Below are 22358 nucleotides of genomic sequence, written 5' to 3' on the forward strand. Positions count from 1 at the left end.
TTCAATAGGCTAAGCCATTTATCATTACCTTAATAGCTCATCTCTAAAAACAGGTTAACTACCCCATAAGCATCCAGCGGTGATTGCCGCAACACACTAAATTGCCGTACACTCTTACCAATCTCAGTTCAATTTTATAGAGGTGCTTGTGCCTAAAACTGACAAAAAACAAACTGGCATGTTCAGCCAGTTGCTTTTTAACATTATTATTCCCGTGATTGTGCTCACTCGATTCTCTGGTGAAGATGCACTAGGCCCTACTTTGGGCATTATTGTCGCACTCGCCTTCCCTGTCGGCTTTGGCCTTTGGGAGCGAAACAAAACAGGAAAATTCAACTTTATCTCTGGTTTGGGTATTGTATCGGTGCTGTTGACAGGCGGAATTAGCCTTTTAGAACTAGATGCAAAATATATTGCCATTAAAGAAGCCCTGATCCCCGGTATAATCGGCATAGCAATTGTAGTCAGCCAATATACCAAGTACCCACTACTCAAAACTATGATGTTTAACGACAACATCATGGATATCAAAAAAATAGAAGCGGCACTTGAACAGGCTGGCAATAGCGAAAAACTACCTAAAGTTCAGGTAATTGCATCAAATATTCTCGCGGGTTCATTTTTCTTATCTTCAGTGCTCAATTACGTGTTAGCGAAAATGATCGTCGTAAGTCCAGCGGGGACAGAGGCCTATAATAGTGAATTAGGCCGCATGACCGCATTGAGCTACCCAGTCATTGTACTTCCCACGATGGTCATCTTTTTTATTGCACTGTATTACCTGCTAACGTCACTTAAAAAGCTGACGGGTTTAACGGTAGAGGAAATGTTTCACGAGCAGGAATAAACAATTAGATACCTAAAGACGGGAAAGCACCTGCTTTCCCACAGGGTTAAGTTATAAAAAAACAAATAGTTAAATACAACCCTTTGCTGATACTCAATCGCGAAAAACGACATCAAGCCCCCAGTAAAAAACAATCAATTCCAAAATATGTGATTGCATTGGCGTAAAAAAGGGACTAGTATTGCGCCGAATTCTTAATTATCAATTAACTGTGGAGGAGTATAAATCATGACAAATACATTATTATCCTTTGCAGGTCTTATCCGTTAAGTAGCAGAAAGCTAACAACATTTTTCAGCTTTCTTGTAAAGCTACCTCCCGGTCACTTCAAGTGAAACACGGCCTGCCAATACGATCTCGTTTTAAATACTATTTAAAGGTATTGGTATTATGGACAACTCCGTCCAAAAAATAACAGAAAATACAACCTTGATTGCGTCGGATGATACGTGGATTGAGGGGCTTGCTATCCAGCAACTCATTAAAACATCGGAGCTTGCGGGTATGCACAGTGTAGCTGGTATGCCAGATCTACACCCAGGAAGAGGCTACCCTATTGGGGCCGCATTTTTTACAACTGATAAAATTTATCCCGCACTTGTGGGCAATGACATTGGCTGCGGCATGTCACTATGGCAAACCTCGGTTAAAGTTTCCAAAGTGAATTTGGACAAGCTTGTTAAGAAGTTTGCTCACATAGAGCAGCCGCTTGATGCAAGCTGGAGCAACCTCATTGAAGTGCGTAAAGCAGAAAAAAATATTGCCAACCATTATTTTGATCATGCGCTGGGCACCATAGGTGGGGGCAATCATTTTGCAGAGTTTCAAGCTATCGACGAGATTTATGACCACAGCGCGTTAGATGAACTAGGGATCAATAAAAAGCACCTTCAACTATTGGTTCACTCCGGTTCAAGAGGCTTAGGTCAATCCATTTTGGTGAAACATATTGAGCAACATAATCACGATGGGCTACATCTTAATACACCTGATTTTCATGCCTATATAACGGCTCACAACGAAGCGTTGCGATGGGCTGAACTCAATCGTGAGTTAATTGCGCTGCGTTTTTTGGCAGCGGTTAGAGCCACAGGGCAATGTACACTGGATATTAATCATAATTTGGTAACCGCTAAGTGTATTGCTGACACGACTGGTTGGCTGCACCGAAAAGGCGCAACCCCCAGTGACAAAGGTTATGTTGTTATCCCTGGTTCACGAGGAGACTACAGCTATTTGGTTAAACCTGTCACAGAGTCTGCAGAGCATGTTCGGTTGAGCTTGCATTCACTCGCCCATGGCGCAGGCCGAAAGTGGAAACGTGGTGAATGCCAAGGGCGCTTGAGCCACAAATACAAACGTGAAGACTTGTATCGCACAGCATTAGGTAGCCGCGTTATATGCGGCAATAAAGAGCTGCTCTACGATGAAGCACCGCAAGCATATAAAAAGTGCGAAACCATCATCAGTGATTTGACCGATGCTAAGTTGGTTGAGGTGATTGCGAGGCTCCGTCCTGTGTTGACATTTAAAACCAATGGGAGTTGCTCAGCATGATTATATTGCAATTATCCTCTGGGCAAGGTCCGATTGAATGCAGCAAAGCCGTTGGCCTCGCTCTTGTGCAATTATACAAACAGAGTGAGGCACAGGGTATTAGGTGTGAACCCATTGAGTTGACACCCGCTGAAAAGTCGGGCTGTTACAAGTCGGTTGTCGTGAAACTATCGTCTCCTAATATGAATGCTGTGAGGCAATTTGCGCACCAATGGCAAGGTGCCATGTTATGGGTGTGTGAAAGCCAATTTCGTCCAAAGCATCGGCGTAAAAACTGGTTTTTCAGTGGCTGTGTCTATGAGCTAGAAGACAATAAATTTGACGCTGAAATAACCTTTCAAACATGCCGAGCTTCAGGTGCGGGTGGTCAGCATGTTAATAAAACCGATTCAGCTGTCAGAGCTACACATACAAAAACAGGAATTTCGGTACGTGTAGAAAGTGAGCGTAGTCAGCATGCCAACAAAAAGCTAGCTCATGCACTGGTGCTCCAAAAACTTGCAGACATGCAGCAAATGCAAATAAACGCACAAGAAAAGTCACGCTGGCAACAGCATAAGGAAGTCGAACGAGGTAACCCGGTCAAAACTTTTAAAGGGCCCAAGTTTGTCGCTAAGTAAGCAAACACTTAAGGGACAGATATGCGTAATGTTTTATTTATTTGTAGCCGCAATCAATGGCGTAGCCCAACAGGTGAGCAAGTAAGGAAGCATCACCCCGAGTTGAATGTACGATCAGCAGGTACCAGCCAAAAGGCCAAAAAACAGTGAAACCACATGATATTCAATGGGCTGATATTGTTTTTGTTATGGAGGAAAAGCACAAATGCCGATTAAAAAGCCAATTTACTCGGTTTACAGTACACAAAGATATTCGGGTACTGGATATACCCGATGATTACCAGTTTATGGATCAGGTATTGATTCAACTTTTCAAAAAAGTTGTCGGGATGCACCTGAGTATTAATTGGGAACTCAGAGTCTAACTTAAATAGTGCGGAGATTAGAGCAATGTAATTCCACCTTTTCACAAAGCCCTCAAAAAATATCATTTACAGGGCTTTGTGCGCATCTACAAATTTTTTGTACTGGCATATCCACTGGCCAGAAGTGATTAGCATAAATATTGGAATTACATTATGAGAATAAAATACCCCCGTACGCCGCACCTACCTTGGTCTCCAGGCGCGACGAGCGATGATATAAAGCAAACATATACGCGCTTTTTTGAAGGCCAACAAGTGGTAGTCACCGAAAAAATGGACGGAGAAAATACCACGTTATATACCGACTATATGCATGCTCGTTCGTTAGACAGTCGCTTTCACCCTTCAAGAGCATGGGTCAAAGCACTACAAGCGCAAATAGGCTACAAAATACCAAAAGGTTGGCGAATCTGTGGTGAAAATCTGTATGCAAAACATGCCATTAGTTATGAAGCACTAAACAGCTACTTTATGGCTTTTTCGGTATGGACTGAACACAATGAATGCCTATCTTGGCAAGACAGCAAAACCTTTTTTCAGCTACTGGGCCTTAGTACGCCAAAAGAGCTATACATTGGCCCATGGTGTGAACACACCATTAAAAACATCGCGCTGGATACCACCAAACAAGAAGGTTATGTAGTAAGGCGAGCAGATGGCTTTGCATTTAACGCGTTCTCGCAGTCCGTCGCAAAATGGGTTAGGCAAAATCATGTTACAACCGACAAACACTGGATGCATGCTGACGTTGTACCCAACGGTTTGAAAGGAGCACAATAATGAACGCTCTTGAAACTTGGCTGCAAAGCTTAACTCAGGATCACACACCTGACTTTTGGGAGTGTGTTGATTTCTTGGCAGATTACTTTCCGCTGTTACTGGAATTCGAACGTACCGAGCAAGATGCTATTTGGCATGCCGAAGGCAATGTCGCAATTCATACCGATATGGTACTAACGGAGCTATATAAGCTACTTTGTACCGAAGCTTCCCATATAAAGGGCACAAATAGACAAGCTCTGATCCTCAGCGCACTGCTTCATGATATTGCTAAGCCAGTCTCTACTCAGCGTAAGACCATTGCTGGCATTGAACGTGTTGTGGCACCTAAGCATGAAGAGAAGGGGGCGAATTACTTGGTAACTCGCTTGATTTCTCTGTCTCTGGATCACCACGTGATAACGAGTGTCATGGGTATGGTTGGTTACCATAATCAATTGAAATTACTGGTAATAAAAAACAAAGGTTACAGCGACTATTTGCATTTAGCGATGAATGCCAATTTGGAGCTTTTATATTGGCTTGAAATTGCAGATATGAGAGGGCGTGTTTGTGATGACTTAGCACAGCAACTCAACCTGCTGGAAGAGTTTAGGCTGTTTGCCGAGGACTATAATTTATGGGGACAGCAAGACCCATTACTAACCCAATTGCCCAAAATTCAAGTTAAGGCTAAGTCCATAGAGCAAACATACTTAAACAATGTCGCAATGAGTCAATTAGCTGCAGGACAAATCAGTACGATTGAAGAAGCCATAGCTAAAAACTATTCCGCCTGTCAAAGCTATAGCAACTTATACGTGATGTGTGGCATTAGTGGTAGCGGAAAGTCCACTTGGATTGAAAAGCACCTTGGTAACTTCGAAGTTATTTCACTAGATAGTATACGCCAAGAACTAAACGGAAAACGCGCCTGCCAAAAAAACCGAGGGCAAGTGTTACAGCTCGCTAAACAACGCTTAAAACAAGCGCTTGCAAATAAACGTCATGTGGTCTGGGATGCAACCAATATTCGAAAGGACTTTAGGCGTATTGTTTGTGATTTTGGTAGAAGTTATGGTGCTCTAATCACCTTGGTAGTGTTTCAATTGAGTGAAAAGTCATTGCGAGTTAACAACCAAAACCGTCGATATAGTGTGGATAATAAGGTTATCTCTGAGCAGATAAATAAGCTGCAATGGCCATGCTTTAATGAAGCACACAGATTGCTCTTTATTGGTGAAAAAGGCAAAGAGCTTGCCAGACGAGGCTCTTTTGACGGCGCAATGTAAACTGTAACACACACTATTCGCCTATTAGGCCCCCAGTGCAATCGAATGTTGTTTACCTTGCCTTATTCGATTGCATCATACTCTCTCCCCATTTCACCATAGTATCGATAAATGCTTTAAGCTTTGCTGGTTGTCCATGCCTGCTCGGATACACTAAAAAAATAACGGAGTCTGTTAAGGTTATATCTGCTGCAATCTGCACAAACTCACCGCTTGCAATTTTATCTCGTACCATACCTGTAGGCATAATGGCGAAACCCAACCCCGCTTCAACAGCACTGAGCACCGCTGCAGTCGAATTGACGCTCAGGCGTGCATTGAGCGTATGCCATTTACCTTGCGCATGCACTTGATTAAATGATTCATCACTGCGCTCACCGGCAAAGCTCGCAATATAAGGCTGCGAACGAAGTTGTTCAACGGTGCTCACCACACCATACTTAGCAGCGAAATTAGACGAAGCCACAAATACTCGCTGCGATTGATATATTTTGCGATAAATTAAACTTGAGTCTTCAATATTGTTAAAACTCGCTCTAATCGCAACGTCAAATCCTGCTTTGATTAGATCTACATTTTGTGCGCCTTGTTGAACTTCTAAGGTAACCTGCGGATGCGCCTGTAGAAAAGGTATCACGATCGTAGATGCCATAAAGTCAGCAAAATTCTGCGGCACAGCAACTCGTAAATGCCCTGACGCCTGTTGACGCATATCACTTAAAAAGGCTTCCCCTTGCTCAAGTTGAGACATCGCTTGCTCGCAAAAATGTAAATACTGCGCTCCTTCCTCCGTTAATTTTACTGAACGAGTGGTTCGCTGTAGCAGCTTGACGCCTAAGCGAGCTTCTAATTGACTAACTTTATTACTCACTGTCGACTTTTCAATATCCAGCGCTTGTGCAGCTTGTGTAAAGCTTTGCAACTGGGCAACTTTGCAAAAAATACGAATTTGGTTCAAATCATTGTTCATATATAAAAACAATCTTTTGTAAATTTCGATGATTATTTAATTAAAGATATCAATTAATCTCTCAGCCTTAAACCAATTACTGTTTTTAAGAGGAAGCAAGCCGTGAGTTCTTACAGTTGGTCTTACAAATTACTGCACTGGCTATCAGCCATTTTATTCGCCCTAATGTGTTTTGCATTTGTTGGCTTTTATCCGCAAATGAGTGATGCTGATCGCACTATCATGCTAATAGGCCATTCCAGCATGGGGGCTTGCCTAACGGCTATCATATTAATACGTATTGGTAAAAGGTTTGTGTTAAAGCACCCAAGGCCGAAACATGCACAATCAACCGCTAAGGTAAAGATGGCAAAGACAGCCCATTATGCGATGTATGTTTTCATGGTATTGGTCCCATTAACCGGTTATACAACCGCCAATTTTCATCACTTACCTGTGCAGCTTTTTGGCAGTATTTTACTTAATAGCATTCATGACACGGATCTGTTTAACACATTTCGTGCTATCCATGTTTTGTGTATTCAAGTCCTTATAGCATTGGTTGTATTACATATTGGCGCAGCCATAAGGCACAAGTTGGTTTTAAAAGATAAAGTACTCTATAGCATGAGACCTTGGTTTATTGACAAAAACTCAGAGTCATAAAGTCTGTTGACTAGGTGCAGTGGAGTAATAATATTTACTACAACTTCCCTGCATCGCCTTGGCTAGATAAATACATGAGCTAGTTTTGGGCAACAACCGTAAACTTAGAGCTATGTATTAACCTTCCTTTAGAGCGAATTTCTATATGCCAGTCTCCGGGAGTTGTTTCATAGGGAAAATCAAAATAGTATCCAAATCCCCAAACATACTCACCGCGATGACCTGAAATATCAATCTTACGTTCTAGTCGAGATTTTTTTCACCTGAAGGTAAAGTGGTTTCAGGATAAGTTATCGAAAGATCAAAATGTTGTATCTGCAAAGGAATAGAAAAAAAAGCCACACCAATTTCAAACCCCGTTCCTAACCGGTTGGGGATGATCCAAGTTCGTTCTTTTAAAATTTTAGTCCTTTCACCGATGCTGATTATGTCGTTAACAGCGGTATCTTCGTCAATAATCTCTCCACCCACTTTCTCAATGTATGAGTGTTCAAATACAACGGACTCAATACCATGTGGTATTGCTGGTGCGGCGAGTGAAGAAGTAAAAAACAAACTCACTACTACAAAAAATATGCTCCGTATCATCACAGTCTTATATTTTCTCCAATAGAACCTCGTGCCTATGGTTAACTTGCTTGCACTGAAGAGCCTTCAACCTAAATCGAAATTCAATGGAACTCAATAGTTATACCAACCTCGCTATTTAAGGCCTTTGGTGGCCTTTAAAGCGAATCTTCACTCTCTTCTTGTTGCTTAGTCACAGGCTTTAGTTTTGCCGCATACAACATGCCATCGTACTTTAAAAATTCGCCCTGCCACTTAGCTGAAATAAACGGCACAGACTCACGACTGTATTCGGTGTAGCCTATCCCATTCAATACCTCTTCCGGATCGCCTTCTTTAACTGTTAAAAACTGCCATGGTGAGAGTTGGCTCAACGTATTGTCTTTAATCAGTAATTTAGCTCTCGAGGTTGTCCACTGCTCTAGTAAATTGACCTCAGAAACCAGTCCATGTTCGATCACAATTTGCTGCATACACCCGGTGAGATAATTCAATCGGCCTTTTTTGTCTACAGACGATATCAGCCTCCCAGTGTTTTCACCTACAAATTGCTCGACATCTTTTTCAAAGTCAAAACAAGGAATGGGATTTGCTTTATGTTTGCTTATCTTCCAATCACCAATTGACAGACCGCTCACTACAATAAATTTCTCAGTCGGGTCATACCCATCTTCCCAAGTTGACCAGTCAATATTGTCAAAATACAGCTTAAACAACTCAATATGTCTTTTGGTAATTTGCCCTCTTGGTCCAGTTCCAAGTTCATATGCATTTTTCCCATCCACCGAAATCTCGCCCGCATCCGTTTGCTCTAACATGTTTGTCAGCGAGACGGGAAGCAATTTGGAGTTATAGTGATAACCAACGAACTTTTGGTTCTCAAATAAAAAAGCATGCCGCCTCCCCAGTACCGCCATAAAGATGGTGTCATTGATTGGCCACAATAATGAGAAGCGACCAAAGCGCTCAATGATTTCAGCATAGCTTTCTCCCAATTTTGCACCAAAAGCACTTTCTGGCGTGACTAAATTGGTTCTGATGTATAAAGGGTTAGGATCTTGCTCGCTTTTATTTAGATACTTCTGATTAGTTAGAGAAATAAGCTTTAAGTTAGCCTGATCAACTATCACGGGTTTTGAGCATGATTTAACAGGTTGTAGAATGAAGTACGCATACGATACGGTGTGCAACCTTTCGCTATATTCAATATTAAAGCTTTTAACCTTCAAACCATTTGGGTGCTTTCTGCTATGCCATACCGCTTTGTCAAAAAGAAAGGAACGAAGACTATCAACCACTTGCGTATAGTTGTAACGATTAAGAAACTCAATATAATCCTGTTCGACCTTAATCGGCTCGGCATCTTCTAACTGGCACTCACTATTTTGAGCATAGATTTGCTTGGCAGCCCCATTAAACGAAACAAATAGTAAAATACAGAGTAGTAACTTCATAGGATATAAGCTTGAGTAAAAACTGGCTGTATACTATTACAACCCTTCTATTTAACCAAATAGATTAGAGCCAAATATACATAAGTATTAAAATTTTAATTCAATTACCGTATGAGGTCCAAATCGCACTCCAACCATACTAAATAGGGTCACACTCCACTAGTTCAAAAATTACGATAAGAAAAGTTAGCGCTTACAAACCCGCACTATTTCAAGAGCCAAACACTTATGTTGGCCCAACTCGTTTTTGAGTGCTTCCTTAACTTTGAACGCATAATTTAAGTTAGGCACCTACAATTGCTTACATTAATACGCCATACCCGATGTCATACTTTAATCAAGTTGATTGTAAACGTAGCGAATAGCTTAAATGCAATACAACAAGGATTGATAATTCATCGGAAATAAAACAATGCAATACAACCCTCGCTATTATTTTATTGATAATTTGCGCAGCATTGCCCTGTTACTTGGGGTGATATTTCATGCGGCGCTTGCCTATGGTCCTTACTTCAAAAACATCTGGGTGAGTACAGACCCTAACACGCAAGTATTTTTTAGCTATCTTGCCAATTGGCTGCACCTTTTTCGCATGCCACTGTTTTTTGTGATCGCTGGTTTTTGTAGTGCTCTTATCATGGCACGTAAAAGCAATCAGAATTTTATTAAGTTACGGCTAAAGCGTGTGCTGGTTCCATTCTTAGTTTTTTACCCTATTTTAGTTGTGCTCTTTCTAAGCATATTTTCTTGGAGTATTACTGTCGCCAATCCACTGCCTCCCTTAATAAGTCTGTTGAGTAACATTGAAAACCCACAGATTAGCACTATGCACCTATGGTTCTTATGGGTTTTAACTCAATTTTGCATTGTTCACTGGTGTTTACATCATTTTTCTAAGGTCTATGAAACCCTGCTCAGCATTGGTAAAAGCCCACTCATGCTCAGTGTTTATCTAACCATAACCAGTTATGTCTTTTTGCTCGATCAGCCCGCCCCATTTCATGCACCAGACAAGCTCTATCCACAATTTTGGGCATGGGGATTCTATGGTGCTTTTTACTTCGCCGGAGCGGGTCTTTATAGCTATATAGACAAAATAAAGCTTGGGTTAGGCTCTGTGCTGTTTGTCGCTTGTCTCGCGCTTGTTTCTCTTTATGGCTATTTTGCGCTACTACCAAGCGCACCAACACTGACAGATGTGGTGGAGGCAATTGAAAGAGGTTACTTTGAGCCATCCAATGAACAGCATAGCTTATTGGTCGCTGTGCAAGCCATCGCAGTAGTGAGCTGGACCCTACTGGCTTTACAGCTTGGCTTTTTCTATCTCAATAAAGAGAATAAAGTGAGTCGCTATATCTCTGAATCATCATACTGGATATATTTGATACACGTGCCACTGTTGCTTTGTATTCAGTTGCCATTGACCAACGTCGACTTGCCAGCACTGGCTAAATTTATCATCAGCGTTCTGGTGACTATGCTGCTCTCTTTATTCACCTATCACTTTGTTGTGAGAAACAAGTTTATTGGCCATTTGTTAAATGGGAAAAAGCAGAAACAAAAGCAACCCGATAGCGCCAAGGAGCCAAAAAGAGAGGTATTAGAGTAGATTCAGGGGTCAGAGCTGACCCCTTTGTTCAAAACAGTTAAGACTGTGCAACTGATTCCGTAGGCGCCGCAGCTTGTGCTTTGTCACCTAAAAGGCGATGGGTTATGGTGCCTGCAGTCATTGAACCTGATACATTCAACGCTGTACGCGCCATATCAATCAGCGGCTCGATTGAAATCAAAAGTGCCGCAATGGTGACTGGTAACCCCATTGCAGGTAGCACGATCAATGCTGCAAATGTTGCGCCGCCGCCCACACCGGCGATACCGAACGAACTGATGGCAACAATCGCGACTAGTGACATAATGAAAGAGATGTCCATAGGGTTAATACCCACACTCGGTGCCACCATAATCGCCAACATCGCAGGGTAAATACCCGCGCACCCATTTTGGCCAATCGTCGCGCCAAATGACGCAGATAAGTTTGCAATCGCAGGAGGAACGTTAAGCTTATTGATTTGCGTATCTACATTCAATGGAATAGTCGCTGCGCTACTACGCGAAGTAAATGCAAATGTCAGTACTGGCCAAATCTTTTGGAAAAACTGTTTTGGGCTTACCCCAACCAGCCCAACTAGCAGACCATGTACGATAAACATCAAGAAAATCGCCAAATAAGAAGCCACAATAAAGCCCAATAAATTGGTGATATCAGCCAAACTCGAGGTTGCAACCACCTTTGCCATCAAGGCTGCAACGCCATATGGCGTGAGAGAAATCACCATTTTCACCAATCGCATGACGACTGCTTGAAGCGTTTCAACAAATGTACGGATAGGCGCTTCTAACTCTTCACGCTCATTCATTACTTTACGCGCAGCAACGCCAGTTAAGATACCAAATATCACTACTGCGATAATCGAAGTTGAGCGTTCCCATGCTAAGTCTTGAAAGATATTCGTTGGAATAAAACTCACCAACATTTGAGGAATGGATAAATCACTTACCGTCTCGCTACGCGACTCCAACACCGCGATACGAGACGTTTCACGGGCACCTTCGGTCAAGCCTTCCGCACTCAAGCCAAACAATTGTGTGATAAAAATACCAATCAAAGCTGCAATCATGGTCGTCACCACCAGCACAGAGATTGTCACACCACTGATTTTCCCAAGCGCTCCCGACTTATCGAGCTTAACCACTGCGGCAATCATGGAAACCAATACCAGTGGCATAATAATCATCTTAAGCAGACTTACATAACCACTGCCGACCACATTCGTCCAGTTTAAGGTCTCGGCTATCGCTTGATGGCCCTCACCAAGTAAAAACTGCAACGCAAAACCAAATACACTGCCCAGAGAGAGGCCAATAAGCACGAGCCGAGAAAGCGTTGCGCCTTTTTTCTGAGATTGAAACAAAACAATGAGAATCGCGGTAAAAACGGCAAGGCTCACCATCGCAATGAAGGACATAAATTTACCTTTAACTGACTATATGGGAGAAAATCTAACTACGAAGATAATTCGAACTTTTATCTAGCGTGCACAGTAATAAATTATTGCCCAATGGAAAAGAATGATTGGGAATGAGATATATTCTAGAGTTATTGAACTGATGATTTATTGGCTAATAAGGGTATATCAAACGCATTGAATAAAGTTCATGACATCAATGATTCGAGTTGCTGGTGAACAATGGGCTTGGGTATACTCTACCAACTTTGCTGGATGTATCGCTTTAAATTCGGAGCTCATCATGAAAAAACTCTCAAAAGTACAAGAAAAACAACAAGCACTTGTACTTGCCGTCGCAGACAAACTAGAAGCTCAGGCACGCGAAGAAATTCCCGGCATGTTGCAATGCTGGTTTGATATGGAATTTCATCTATTTCCAAGCTCTTTACTGTTGTGCTTTCAATTTGAAAACGAACAAACATTAGAAGCAGCTAAACCAGACCTCCTAAAATGGCAAAAACGTCTAAGTGCTGCCATGGTCAAAAAAGGGGTGATCTTAAAAGATATGCGTAAGCACTTGGTCTTTACCATGAATGGTCCAGAGGACTGAATCCAGTGACTGGCCACATAGTTTTTTTGTGGCCACGCCCATTTTAAAAAATTTTACTCTACACTAACTCTCACCATCTTCCCTGTAAAACACCCCTTTTGCTATTTGATAAAGCCCGTAGGCTTGGCTTAATCAAATAGGCTCATAGACTATGTAGTCAGTCCCAGTGCACTGTTTTCATAGAGTGATATGCCATGAAACCCCCCAGCAATAGCTGGGGGTTTCTTAAGATTTACATAAAAGTAATGCTTGATTACAGATCTCTGTGTGGATCACATAGTAATTGTGGGTTAGCCTCTGTCGCCACGAAGCCATTGACTACCTGATTGTCAGAAAAACTGTGTGGTAACATTCTAATTTGGTTATGCTTTACCATGATAATTGGGCTTGCAGATGACTCACTTGAATACTGATATGGGTTCCCTGCTGCACTGATACCTATTAAACCAGTTTTACCGGTATTACCGTGAATTGGACGTACATAGTTAAAATCACACATTCTTTTTAAGTATTCCGCAGGCGTCCTGTAGTCAGAAGCATATCGAGACGGCGTCAAATAGTTAACCGCATATTGCTGGTTCCATCCACTGGCAGTAAAAGTTTTAGCAATTGCACCTCCACCGAGCGCATTATTGTGCGCTTCAGGCGTACCAGGGAAATACACATCGTAAGTATTGCTGCCATCAGAGATAAGGGCACCCGATGAATAGTTATTATCAACATCATTAGAGATGCGCGCTTGTGACCAGTTTGCGCCATCGTAAAACGCTTTGGCCAAATAGTGATCTGCTGTGGTACTTGGCACATAACCGTTATTGCCAACAACACCAACGTACAAAATCATCGGTTTTTTGGCATTGCCAGACCCAGAGAAGTTAATGTCTTTTACGTAAATACGACGACCAATCGATTGGCCATTGTGGTAATACTCACGCACAGCCACTTGATCCAACGATGCAGATGTCAACATAGGAAGTGTAACCGCTTGATTGCTGGCATTCTTCCATGATTTTCCGCCATCATTTGAATGCATGTAATACAAGTTTGTTCTGTGATCGACCGAATTATTAAGGTGGACATTAAACGCCATGACAATGTCATCCCCCTTGGCGTTTGCAATTGAGTAATGGCCTTTGAAGCCAGCCACCCTAACCACGTTTTCGAGCTTGGCTTTTCTGCCATCAACATTCAACTTGGCCGTAAAAATATTACGTTTGCCACAGTCAGGCGTGCCACAATAAACCGTGTAAATTAGCCGGAAGTAACCACCGTCACTGTTGACCCAAAATAATTTAGGATAAGCAATTCCCGCTCTGCCAAATCGGCTATCAAATGATGTGTAATCATAATTATCTGGCGTTATATCTGAAAATGAATCAATTGAACCTGGGGTCGTACTTTTATATAAAAACGCTCCTCGAGATTGACCTCTGCCCGCAATCAATACATACACATAACCATTGTCATCAATATTTACTACTGCGTTGTCATGAGGGTCATCTGTGTACTTGGCATGTACTAATACAGGTTTAGACACCTTATCCGTACTGGGGTCGTACTTAGCTACATAAATACCTAATGCACGCGATTTACCTCGAGAGTCAAGAAACTTGGTTGGTGTTGTTGTCTGCCCCTGACCCGAAGTAGAAGCATAGGTCGATGTGCCATCCAGCAACACTGGACCTGAATAAGTGAAATACACCAGACCATTACTATGTTTTACCGCAACAGGGTAATGCTTGGTGGTGTATGTACTTAAATTACCAGAGTACTTAGGCACAGAATCATTGACCCCATCACCATTCACATCTGCTGAAAATAGCTGATTCAAACCAAATGTATCACCATTGAAATGATTTACTTTTTTGAATTGAGTGACAGAGGCGTTACCTAAACTACTGCATGTTTGTTTAGGGTAAAGACACCGACCATCCGCTTTTTTAAAGTACTTATATACATTAAATTGATCGTCCCAAGGGGACACCTCTGCCGCTGAAACCCCAAACGACATGGACAAGCCCATTAAAACACTTGAAAAACCAACTAGATTAATACCTTTAATTAACATAAAATTTCCTTTTAAATTTAAATAAAACAGCCTATTAAGTAAAATATGGTGTCATTCCAATACCATAAACTCTCAGGCACTCCTCCAAATTTACTGTGCTAGCACACAATAACCACAGAGACTTAAAACAGTATCTAACAACTCTCATGGCAATAACCTAAAGGGCTTTGTTTAAAAAGTCGTGACATTTTCATCACTCAAAGTATATTTCATCTCTTTTTCGTATATTTTATACGCGAGTTTAAGAAAGCGAATTATGGTAATTTCGAGAGTAATTGCACATAAGTTAACACTGGCAATTTAGTGAGAAAAACAGGATTAAAAGATACAAAGCGATAAACTTTGATAACTAGATACGCTTTTGATAAAGCTGGGGTTATTGTAAACGAGAGGGTTACACAGAAGAAAAGCGTGTAGTGCTAACAGTGAACTGGCTCACTCTAAAAGCGAACATGCAGATAACTATCAACAGGCAATGTAATGTAAGTTGCGCCCCGCTGCAAAAACTATAAAAGGAGAAACGAATAGAGGAAAAAACCTATCACTATCATTCTCTACAAATGAAAAACAAATAACATGGCTCTCTACGCGCAATCAGTACATTGGGTAAAACAGCAAATAATAGCAACCCAACACACTGATCTCTTTGCATTATCGGCGTATATCAAGCCAGCTTAAACCGATTGATCATCTTCATCATGTTATCAGAAACCTGACTTAACTCTTCACTGGCAGTTGCCATTAAAGTTGACTCATTTGCCAATGATGATGAGCCATCATTCAGATTTGCCACATTTTGATTAATGCCATTCACTGTCATGGTTTGCTGCTCGGTCGCTGCTGATATCTGTTGATTCATCCCTTGAATAGCATGCACCTCTTGTGCAATTTCATTTAAAGCATCTCCAGCAGAAGATGATATTTCAGAGGTATTAGAGGCTTTCTCTGCTCCTTTGCTCATGACCTCTACGGCCTGCTCAGCCCCAACTTGTAATTTCTCAATGATAGTTTGAATTTCTATAGTTGACTCTTGAGTGCGCAGTGACAACGTGCGCACTTCATCGGCAACCACAGCAAAACCTCGCCCTGCTTCTCCTGCACGAGCAGCTTCAATTGCTGCGTTTAATGCCAGCAAATTGGTTTGCTCTGCAATGCCACGGATCACCTCAAGCACTGTATCCACATTTCGACTATCCGCAGCCAATCGCGCAATCACCTCACTTGCCTCACCAATATCTTGTGCTAGTAATTGAGACTTTTGGATATTGCACTCTATGATTTCCAAACTTTGCTCTGTTTGTTTAGCTGCTTTGACGCTAAATTCCGAAGCGTCTACCGTGCGCCCAGAGACTTCGGTCACTGCGCTGAGCATTTCATTCATCGCACCTGCGAGCTGCTCCGTGTCGTTTCTTTGTTGATTCAAATTCATATCTACGCTTGATACAGAAGACGACAGCCGATTGGCTGAGTCTGAAAGCTGTGTTCCAGCTGCGCTAACACTGAGCATAATGTTTTGAATCGACCCCACAAAGCGGTTGAAGTACTGAGCCAAATCAATTAACTCTTTACTGCCTTCTTCTTTCAGGCGCTGAGTTAAATCCCCTTCCCCGCTGGCTAAGTCTCGCATCGCTGATACGGTATTTTTAATTGGTTTGGTAATACTTCTAATGAAATAAATGACCAAAGTAGATAGTACCGCAAGCACCATCACCACATTCATCAATGATATCATCTGCGATTGCTCAATATCTTTTTCTAGTGCCGTGATATTAATGCCAGTGCCAATCATCCAATCCCAAGGGTGAAAGTAGTCTGCATAACTTGTTTTAGGCGTCAGTTCAGTTGCATCCGGAGACGTTTTCCATAAGTACTCCACAAACCCGCCGCCACTTTTTCCTGTTGCATAAAGCTCTTCAACAAACAGCTTACCGTTACCATCTTTGAGCGGCAGAATGTTGGTACCCAAGAGGTGCTTTAACCCTGACGCCAACTGGATACCATTTTTATCAGAGACAAAAATATAGTTGCCGTTATCAAAGCGCATTGCCGAAATAGACACAAGTGCCAAGCGCTTAGCTTCCTCTTCGCTAAGTGCCCCACTGGCACTTTGCTCATAATAATGATTGATAACTCCGAGCGCACTTTCAATGATAAGCTGCACACCATACTCATAATTAGCACGCATATGCTTATTGGTGTTGTGCGCATCAAGCAATGAATTTGCGAATAACCCCACAGCAAACAACACCACTATCATCCATGCTCGCGCGCTTATCGGTGCATTATGAAAAGAAAAGTTCATAGAGCCTCCTAGCTACTCGTGCGGATCTGTCACTTTTTGAGATGAAAAGCAGGATTCATGACTGGTGTAGAGACGACGTAACGCATCTCTACAAGTGTCCTGATCCTTGCTATTTTTTTCAACATGCCGAATCACTTCCTGAAATTGCTGCATCAATTGCTGGGAGTGCGCTTCTGACTTTTGACAAACTCCCTTTTCTTGCTGTGACTTGCGATGCAGTAGTTTTTTCCCCTGCGCTCGCTTAAATACACTTTCCATAACTCCCCCTAGCCTTGCCTGTACACACCGAGACTGCACGGTTTATACCCATTTGCAGCACGTGCACAGTCCTTGTTAAATGTTAAACTGATAAACGTTTACTCTGTTAAGTGCACAATCTGGTAAATAAACTTTGCTATTTTTGACATGTAATAAGTAAGGCAGCCACAGTTGACCTTTATCTCTGTCTGCTCCAAAACCACTAAACGACTCTATGAATTCACCTGAACATGTAAAAACCTTAATCGCACGATTCACAAGATCAGAAATAAACAAATACCCATTTTCATGATCAATGCTGGTTGGTAGCAAAAAGTTACCATTGGTGGTGCCGTATCCTTCTTGCCCAAAACTGCGCTGCCACTTGCCAGTTTGGTCATACACCTCTATCCGATTGTTGTTTTGATCCGTGATAAAGCATGTGCCCTGCGCATCCACAGTGATATCTGAGGGGGTATGAAACTCCCCATGTTCAGAACCTAATCGGCCAAATGTATGAACTAAAAATGGGCCGCCCGCTTCTGATAGACGCCAGCGGCAGATTCGGTTGTTACCTGAGTCCGCAATTAAAATGTCATTGTTGGTTGGGTCAATCGCAATGCCTTGCGGTTTATTAAGCTGTTCTTCACCCGTGCCTAGTCCACCAAACACAGTGTAAGGCACCATTTCTCCCAACGTATCGTTGTACTGTAAAACTGTGACAATACCGCTTAGATAATTGCTCACTACTAATAAAGGCACTTCGGGGTCGAGTTGCCCTGGCAGCGGTTTTTTAGGCGTTAATGAAGCCATACCTAATGATCCTGGCAACATTGGTAAGCTAATCGGCCGAGCCGAATCGCTTTTACCATCTTCGGTAGCTTGTAACTGATAATTACCAGAGTCCATCATCCAAAGTAGATCTTCTGGGTCATCAAACTTATCGTTCAAGAAAATACGCACCATGGTTTGCTGCCACCTTTGTACCCACTCTGTTTGTGCTGACAGCGCAATACTGAGCCACGAAGGTAGGCCAGGCGGTTGCATAACCTTTAATAACTGATCTTGAAGTGCTAGTTGATGTTCTACCCAGTGCTCAAAAATAGGCGCATTACTCGAATACCCTGACTGGGTATTTGTCACATCTCCCACGACCGATGTCACAAAATGCAGTTGGCCTGGATTATCGCGCTCATCTCCTACGCGCTTAATTACTTTTGTCGCGCGAGACTTGCCCCCCTTGAGCGTAGATAAATTAACTGTGTGTTTTTGCAATGAAGCCAGAAATGGTTCAGTGATCAACATGGTATTAGCTTCGCTTGTCTCTGTGACTTGCACAGGTGCAAAAAAACCGTCTAAGCTCCCCATAAATTGGCCATTTAGATCATAAACAGAAATGGCATTGGGCTCTCCACCTGGAATGAGCATGCGATTTTGCGTAACAGACACCCCGCGAGAAAGTGCCAGTCCATCAATGTAGCATTTGCCAGAGGCACTAAAAGGCACGCCTTTACCCTGCCAATCACAACGCACAACGGTAGCAAACCCTGTATTGGCAATATAAATATTGCCGTTTTTATCTAAACTCAGTCCTTGAGGCCACAACAAGTGAACTGGGTCTGAGCCATTCTCTGGCACAATCTCCTCGATGGACTGTTCAAACTTGCCATCTTCACTGAAAATTACCAACCGAGATTGGCTGTTTGGTCCCTCGTAAAATTCATCAGCAACACACACTTTGCCATCGTGCACCACAATGCCATTAGGCCCTTTCAGTTCAACCTCTGGCTCGTTACCAAATACTTTAATTGACTGAATATCCAGTCGCTCGGTGTATTCCAGTATATGCACTCTGAAATTGCCGATATCAGTAACATAAACCCAGTTTTTATCAGGGTGTGCAATTAATCTAAACGGCATATTAAATTGGCCAAGCTCTGCGCCAACCGAGCCAAAGCTCGCCAATATCTGGTCCAGATCAGAGTCGAATACCAATACACGGTTGTGTGCGGTATCAGCGAGCCAAATTCGACCGAATTTGTCGACACAACTGCCAACCGGCGTGCTTAGAGAAAGGTGCCCATTTGCTGAGCACGGTAATTGTGGTAATTGGTCAACTGTCGTACCAATATAACTGTGGTATGAGATCCCCATAGTACCTAGCCTGTAAAAGAGTCCGTTTAGTCAAGCTTCTGCCGATGAGGAGGCAGATCCTTGGCGCCGTAACTAATAATCATTTCATTAGTACTGTTTCATACAAAAAAGTAGCAGGAAGAAAATTACTCGCCAGTGAGGAAGATCGAAAAACTCGCTTTTATTAAAAAATTCACATTTGTATTTCCACAGGCAATCATCTCAAATTATGAAAAACCCTAGTAGAAATAAAGCCTAGAAGCGTGCCTGTTGAACATATGACAGAAAGGGCACAGTCCGATTGTTCGGTACAGCGCAAGGTTTAATTATTAGCATTTTTCAGGTTGATAGATGTTAATGACACAAAGTCGTGTATTTTTAGATTCAAATGCAATAGCTCTCAATACTCAATCTTCTCCAATATTTTAAAAAATAAGGGACTTATGGGTCCTCAACAAAATTAAGCCTAGGTTCAAACGAATATATAGACTCTGACTCTATCCATTTGTTGATTCCATCCATGGCAGTTTTCAAGTAAGCTGCCCCATTCCATATAAACCCAAACGAGGAAAGTGCGTTGGATAAAAGAATTGAACCTGAATTACCCAGTATTACGCCCGACTTAGATCAGGTTGAAACCTATAAACAGTCCCTCAACCCGTCAAATAATAAGGCCCCTTCACCAAACAGTGGCTCAGAGCATCAAACTGCGCCAGAAAAGAAAGGAGGTTTTATGGCATGGCTGGGCGCGCTCTCTATTGTCGCATTAGCCGCAGGATCATATGGACTTTACCAACAAAACCAAGCTACACAGGCTCAATTACTCGAATCGACTAAACGTATTGCAGAACTGGAGCGTACACTGTCTGCAACAGGTGAGGAAATGGGTGAGTCTGCAGGTGCAATACAGGCAAAAGTAACCGCCCTGAGCGAACGCACAGACGAACTTTGGTCACAAATGGATAAACTGTGGGCCTCAGCTTGGCGACGCAATCAATCTGAAATCAAAAAGCTGAAAGAACAAACCAATCAGATTGCCAAAAGCCAAACAGAGCAGTTGAACACTCAATCGAGTGTAGCAACCAAAGTCGCGTCACTGTCACAAAGTCAAACTGATTTAGCATTTAAACTGTCTCTGCTAGAAGAGCAACAGCAAGCAGCGGAAGCACTTAAGGGACAGCTATCCTCAATTAATGCGGACCTAGACCAATTAAAATCTCAGTCACGGGGCAGAGATGCAAAACAAGTAGAAATAGGTGGCACAATCGCCCAGCTTGAAATGACGCAAAGCGCATTGGCAGAGCAATTGGAACGACTTGAAAGTAGACTGGCTTCCGCCGCAACAACGCAGCAGGCAGTCAACTAATAAATCAATGGGGTCAGAGTAAATGGTTGCATAAACCAGCGACTCTGACCCTTTTGATTTAATTACTCTTCGTCATCAAAATCAGCTTCGCTATCTAATGACGGGCGCGCTTGCCTTTGAGCTGGTTTCGCTAAAATTTCAACATAAAATGATGTTAAGTTTTCAAGCTGAGTTTGGTCAATCAGCTTGTTAAATTGTGATACGTGAACAGGTTGAGCTTCCGCTTCTGTGTTACCAAACTTACAGTCAAAGTCCCAAAAATCAGCCCCTTGTGGTAAAGTTTTATTACGCTCACGTTTAAGGTACTTTTTGATTTCGTGCTTAACCGCATCAACACGTCTGGCTAATTTAATTTTTGGATGAGTTAACTCAAATGTTTTTTTCATGATTGCCTTCAAAACAAGGATTACTCAAGCCTGTACTAGACCGACTGAGTAATAGGTATGTATCTACAAAGTACTATAATCGCACCATTGCAGATGTAGAAATGTAACATGCATAGTGTACGACAAAATGTAGGATGCGACACCAATAATCCCTCCCTAATACGCTAGAGGCATTAACATCGAATGAAAGTCATACTTCTCTTTGCGAGCTTAATCAGCCACATCAACTTCGCAAATCAATGGGGTCAGAGTCATTGATTTCATCAATCGATAGAGAAAAAGTGTTAACTCTATTTTGAAAAAACAATAGCAGTTATGAGTCAGTACTATCAAAAAAATTGCTTTTCTTAGCGCATAAAGTAAAAACCACTGTATTTAAATCACTATAAAATCAACTAAAAAATTATAAATTCAAAAGCCTTTAAACATATATAAATAAAAGATTAAACTTGAACGCACTGGCGATTAAGATTAATTTAACATTGTGTTTCGTATCATCAATCCATTTAATATGAATAAGCTGATTGCAGTTATTATCTTTATGCTTGTCACTCCTATGACCCATGCCCAAAATAAAGAAAACAACCGAATGGCAGGCATCTGGGAAGGCTATTACTCTGGTTCACATACTCATCAAGGGTTAATGGTGTTCAACATCACTCAAAATGAATGTACTGTCTCAATGCATAGACTCCTAAAGACTGACTCATATAATTTTGATTGTGAACAGCTCTCCGACCAAAATGGAATGTATCAATTTTCATTGAAACGGCCTTTTAAAACTGGACAAGGCTTTGTTCAATGGAAATTTAACGGTGCACTTTCAGCTGGCTCTATTAACCCAGCAGCTCCCCAAATTTTTATTGGTAGCTGGATTCAAGGCATGAAAAAGAGTAAGGATGATCCTTTTACTGCTTTAAATTCAGGTCATTTCCGCTTAAAACTTAAAAAAGAACACAGTATTATTTCCAAATATAAAAATGCAGTTGAAGCAGCCCCTCTTACCAAAGATCAATAAAAGATGAGGTCTTAGTCCTTTACAAAAAGGCTATAAAACTTTCCATAAACTTTTACTTCCGAAGTTAAGCTAAGTATTAATCAGCCAATCTCAATGGCCTAGGCTATTACTGCCTGATGAGCTTAAAGCGATAAAGTCATTTATAAAGAAATAG

At 41.9% G+C, this 22358-nt stretch carries 21 protein-coding genes; 12 read left to right on the top strand and 9 right to left on the bottom strand.

Going from position 1 to position 22358, the window contains the following annotated elements; genetic code table 11:
• Window positions 1-178 precede the first annotated feature (178 nt).
• The 7 genes from N475_RS23465 (at window position 179) to N475_RS23490 (ending at window position 5440) form a co-directional block, all read left to right on the top strand.
• Complete coding sequence (locus N475_RS23465; protein ID WP_063356818.1) at window positions 179-847, top strand: VC0807 family protein; 669 nt, start codon at window positions 179-181, stop codon at window positions 845-847.
• A gap of 390 nt (window positions 848-1237) precedes the next feature.
• Entirely contained in the window at window positions 1238-2404 is a 1167-nt protein-coding gene (locus N475_RS23470) for an RNA ligase RtcB family protein (RefSeq protein WP_063356781.1), read from the top strand.
• Window positions 2401-3024 (top strand): peptide chain release factor H, encoded by a 624-nt coding sequence (gene prfH / locus N475_RS23475; protein ID WP_063356782.1) that lies wholly within the window; start codon window positions 2401-2403, stop codon window positions 3022-3024. Before N475_RS23470 ends, prfH begins: the two co-directional genes overlap by 4 nt.
• A gap of 21 nt (window positions 3025-3045) precedes the next feature.
• On the top strand, window positions 3046-3174 hold the full coding sequence (locus tag N475_RS26235; protein WP_264373388.1) for a hypothetical protein: 129 nt from the start codon (window positions 3046-3048) through the stop codon (window positions 3172-3174).
• Window positions 3171-3389: a hypothetical protein gene (locus N475_RS26130; protein WP_227008477.1), complete on the top strand. Its 219-nt coding sequence runs from the start codon at window positions 3171-3173 to the stop codon at window positions 3387-3389. Before N475_RS26235 ends, N475_RS26130 begins: the two co-directional genes overlap by 4 nt.
• Window positions 3390-3542: 153 nt before the next feature.
• Entirely contained in the window at window positions 3543-4169 is a 627-nt protein-coding gene (locus N475_RS23485; protein WP_063366051.1) for an RNA ligase family protein, read from the top strand.
• Entirely contained in the window at window positions 4169-5440 is a 1272-nt protein-coding gene (locus N475_RS23490; protein WP_063366052.1) for an AAA family ATPase, read from the top strand. The genes N475_RS23485 and N475_RS23490 overlap by 1 nt, the downstream gene beginning before the upstream one ends.
• Before the next feature lie 52 nt (window positions 5441-5492).
• On the opposite strand, the gene N475_RS23495 is transcribed toward N475_RS23490, so the two are convergent.
• Entirely contained in the window at window positions 5493-6410 is a 918-nt protein-coding gene (locus N475_RS23495) for a LysR family transcriptional regulator (protein ID WP_063356785.1), read from the bottom strand.
• A gap of 102 nt (window positions 6411-6512) precedes the next feature.
• Between N475_RS23495 and N475_RS23500 the strand changes: the two genes are divergently transcribed.
• Entirely contained in the window at window positions 6513-7055 is a 543-nt protein-coding gene (locus tag N475_RS23500; RefSeq protein WP_063356786.1) for a cytochrome b, read from the top strand.
• 243 nt (window positions 7056-7298) lie between these two features.
• On the opposite strand, the gene N475_RS23505 is transcribed toward N475_RS23500, so the two are convergent.
• Window positions 7299-7646: a hypothetical protein gene (locus N475_RS23505; protein WP_162269626.1), complete on the bottom strand. Its 348-nt coding sequence runs from the start codon at window positions 7644-7646 to the stop codon at window positions 7299-7301.
• Between the two features lie 134 nt (window positions 7647-7780).
• Window positions 7781-9076 (bottom strand): hypothetical protein, encoded by a 1296-nt coding sequence (locus N475_RS23510; protein ID WP_063356788.1) that lies wholly within the window; start codon window positions 9074-9076, stop codon window positions 7781-7783.
• Between the two features lie 412 nt (window positions 9077-9488).
• Between N475_RS23510 and N475_RS23515 the strand changes: the two genes are divergently transcribed.
• The gene (locus tag N475_RS23515) at window positions 9489-10685 is read left to right on the top strand and encodes an acyltransferase family protein (RefSeq protein ID WP_063356789.1); all 1197 of its coding nucleotides are present in this window, start codon (window positions 9489-9491) and stop codon (window positions 10683-10685) included.
• 37 nt (window positions 10686-10722) lie between these two features.
• Here N475_RS23515 and N475_RS23520 read toward each other — a convergent pair whose 3' ends face one another.
• Window positions 10723-12102, bottom strand: coding sequence for an L-cystine transporter (locus N475_RS23520; protein WP_063356790.1), 1380 nt, complete (start codon window positions 12100-12102; stop codon window positions 10723-10725).
• 283 nt (window positions 12103-12385) lie between these two features.
• Between N475_RS23520 and N475_RS23525 the strand changes: the two genes are divergently transcribed.
• Entirely contained in the window at window positions 12386-12694 is a 309-nt protein-coding gene (locus N475_RS23525) for a hypothetical protein (RefSeq protein ID WP_063356819.1), read from the top strand.
• Between the two features lie 253 nt (window positions 12695-12947).
• On the opposite strand, the gene N475_RS23530 is transcribed toward N475_RS23525, so the two are convergent.
• From N475_RS23530 to N475_RS23545, 4 genes are all read right to left on the bottom strand, one after another.
• Window positions 12948-14762, bottom strand: coding sequence for a BNR-4 repeat-containing protein (locus N475_RS23530; RefSeq protein ID WP_063356791.1), 1815 nt, complete (start codon window positions 14760-14762; stop codon window positions 12948-12950).
• Between the two features lie 664 nt (window positions 14763-15426).
• Window positions 15427-17064 (bottom strand): methyl-accepting chemotaxis protein, encoded by a 1638-nt coding sequence (locus tag N475_RS23535; RefSeq protein WP_063366054.1) that lies wholly within the window; start codon window positions 17062-17064, stop codon window positions 15427-15429.
• 12 nt (window positions 17065-17076) lie between these two features.
• Window positions 17077-17322: a hypothetical protein gene (locus N475_RS23540; protein WP_063356793.1), complete on the bottom strand. Its 246-nt coding sequence runs from the start codon at window positions 17320-17322 to the stop codon at window positions 17077-17079.
• A gap of 75 nt (window positions 17323-17397) precedes the next feature.
• Window positions 17398-19455 carry an NHL repeat-containing protein gene (locus tag N475_RS23545; protein WP_063366055.1) on the bottom strand — a complete coding sequence of 686 codons (2058 nt, stop codon included), beginning with the start codon at window positions 19453-19455 and terminating at the stop codon, window positions 17398-17400.
• A 556-nt stretch (window positions 19456-20011) separates the two neighbouring features.
• Here N475_RS23545 and N475_RS23550 point away from each other — a divergent pair.
• A complete protein-coding gene (locus N475_RS23550) occupies window positions 20012-20800 on the top strand; it encodes a hypothetical protein (protein ID WP_063356795.1) in 789 nt (262 codons plus the stop codon).
• Between the two features lie 62 nt (window positions 20801-20862).
• Here the strand turns inward: N475_RS23550 and N475_RS23555 are convergent, their stop codons facing one another.
• Window positions 20863-21186: a DUF6172 family protein gene (locus tag N475_RS23555; protein WP_063356796.1), complete on the bottom strand. Its 324-nt coding sequence runs from the start codon at window positions 21184-21186 to the stop codon at window positions 20863-20865.
• A 511-nt stretch (window positions 21187-21697) separates the two neighbouring features.
• Between N475_RS23555 and N475_RS23560 the strand changes: the two genes are divergently transcribed.
• Complete coding sequence (locus N475_RS23560; RefSeq protein WP_155732622.1) at window positions 21698-22204, top strand: hypothetical protein; 507 nt, start codon at window positions 21698-21700, stop codon at window positions 22202-22204.
• Window positions 22205-22358 lie beyond the last annotated feature (154 nt).

The organism is Pseudoalteromonas luteoviolacea DSM 6061, assembly GCF_001625655.1.
Lineage (GTDB): Bacteria > Pseudomonadota > Gammaproteobacteria > Enterobacterales > Alteromonadaceae > Pseudoalteromonas > Pseudoalteromonas luteoviolacea.

Coding starts and splice junctions, on each gene's coding strand:
- N475_RS23515 (WP_063356789.1), top strand. CDS start 9,489: ATGCAATACAACCCTCGCTATTATTTTATTGATAATTTGCGCAGCATT.
- N475_RS26235 (WP_264373388.1), top strand. CDS start 3,046: ATGCGTAATGTTTTATTTATTTGTAGCCGCAATCAATGGCGTAGCCCA.
- N475_RS23495 (WP_063356785.1), bottom strand. CDS start 6,410: ATGAACAATGATTTGAACCAAATTCGTATTTTTTGCAAAGTTGCCCAG.
- N475_RS23540 (WP_063356793.1), bottom strand. CDS start 17,322: ATGGAAAGTGTATTTAAGCGAGCGCAGGGGAAAAAACTACTGCATCGC.
- N475_RS23465 (WP_063356818.1), top strand. CDS start 179: ATGTTCAGCCAGTTGCTTTTTAACATTATTATTCCCGTGATTGTGCTC.
- N475_RS23470 (WP_063356781.1), top strand. CDS start 1,238: ATGGACAACTCCGTCCAAAAAATAACAGAAAATACAACCTTGATTGCG.
- N475_RS23530 (WP_063356791.1), bottom strand. CDS start 14,762: ATGTTAATTAAAGGTATTAATCTAGTTGGTTTTTCAAGTGTTTTAATG.
- N475_RS23510 (WP_063356788.1), bottom strand. CDS start 9,076: ATGAAGTTACTACTCTGTATTTTACTATTTGTTTCGTTTAATGGGGCT.
- N475_RS23520 (WP_063356790.1), bottom strand. CDS start 12,102: ATGTCCTTCATTGCGATGGTGAGCCTTGCCGTTTTTACCGCGATTCTC.
- N475_RS23545 (WP_063366055.1), bottom strand. CDS start 19,455: ATGGGGATCTCATACCACAGTTATATTGGTACGACAGTTGACCAATTA.
- N475_RS23535 (WP_063366054.1), bottom strand. CDS start 17,064: ATGAACTTTTCTTTTCATAATGCACCGATAAGCGCGCGAGCATGGATG.
- prfH (WP_063356782.1), top strand. CDS start 2,401: ATGATTATATTGCAATTATCCTCTGGGCAAGGTCCGATTGAATGCAGC.
- N475_RS23560 (WP_155732622.1), top strand. CDS start 21,698: ATGAATAAGCTGATTGCAGTTATTATCTTTATGCTTGTCACTCCTATG.
- N475_RS23555 (WP_063356796.1), bottom strand. CDS start 21,186: ATGAAAAAAACATTTGAGTTAACTCATCCAAAAATTAAATTAGCCAGA.
- N475_RS23490 (WP_063366052.1), top strand. CDS start 4,169: ATGAACGCTCTTGAAACTTGGCTGCAAAGCTTAACTCAGGATCACACA.
- N475_RS23525 (WP_063356819.1), top strand. CDS start 12,386: ATGAAAAAACTCTCAAAAGTACAAGAAAAACAACAAGCACTTGTACTT.
- N475_RS23485 (WP_063366051.1), top strand. CDS start 3,543: ATGAGAATAAAATACCCCCGTACGCCGCACCTACCTTGGTCTCCAGGC.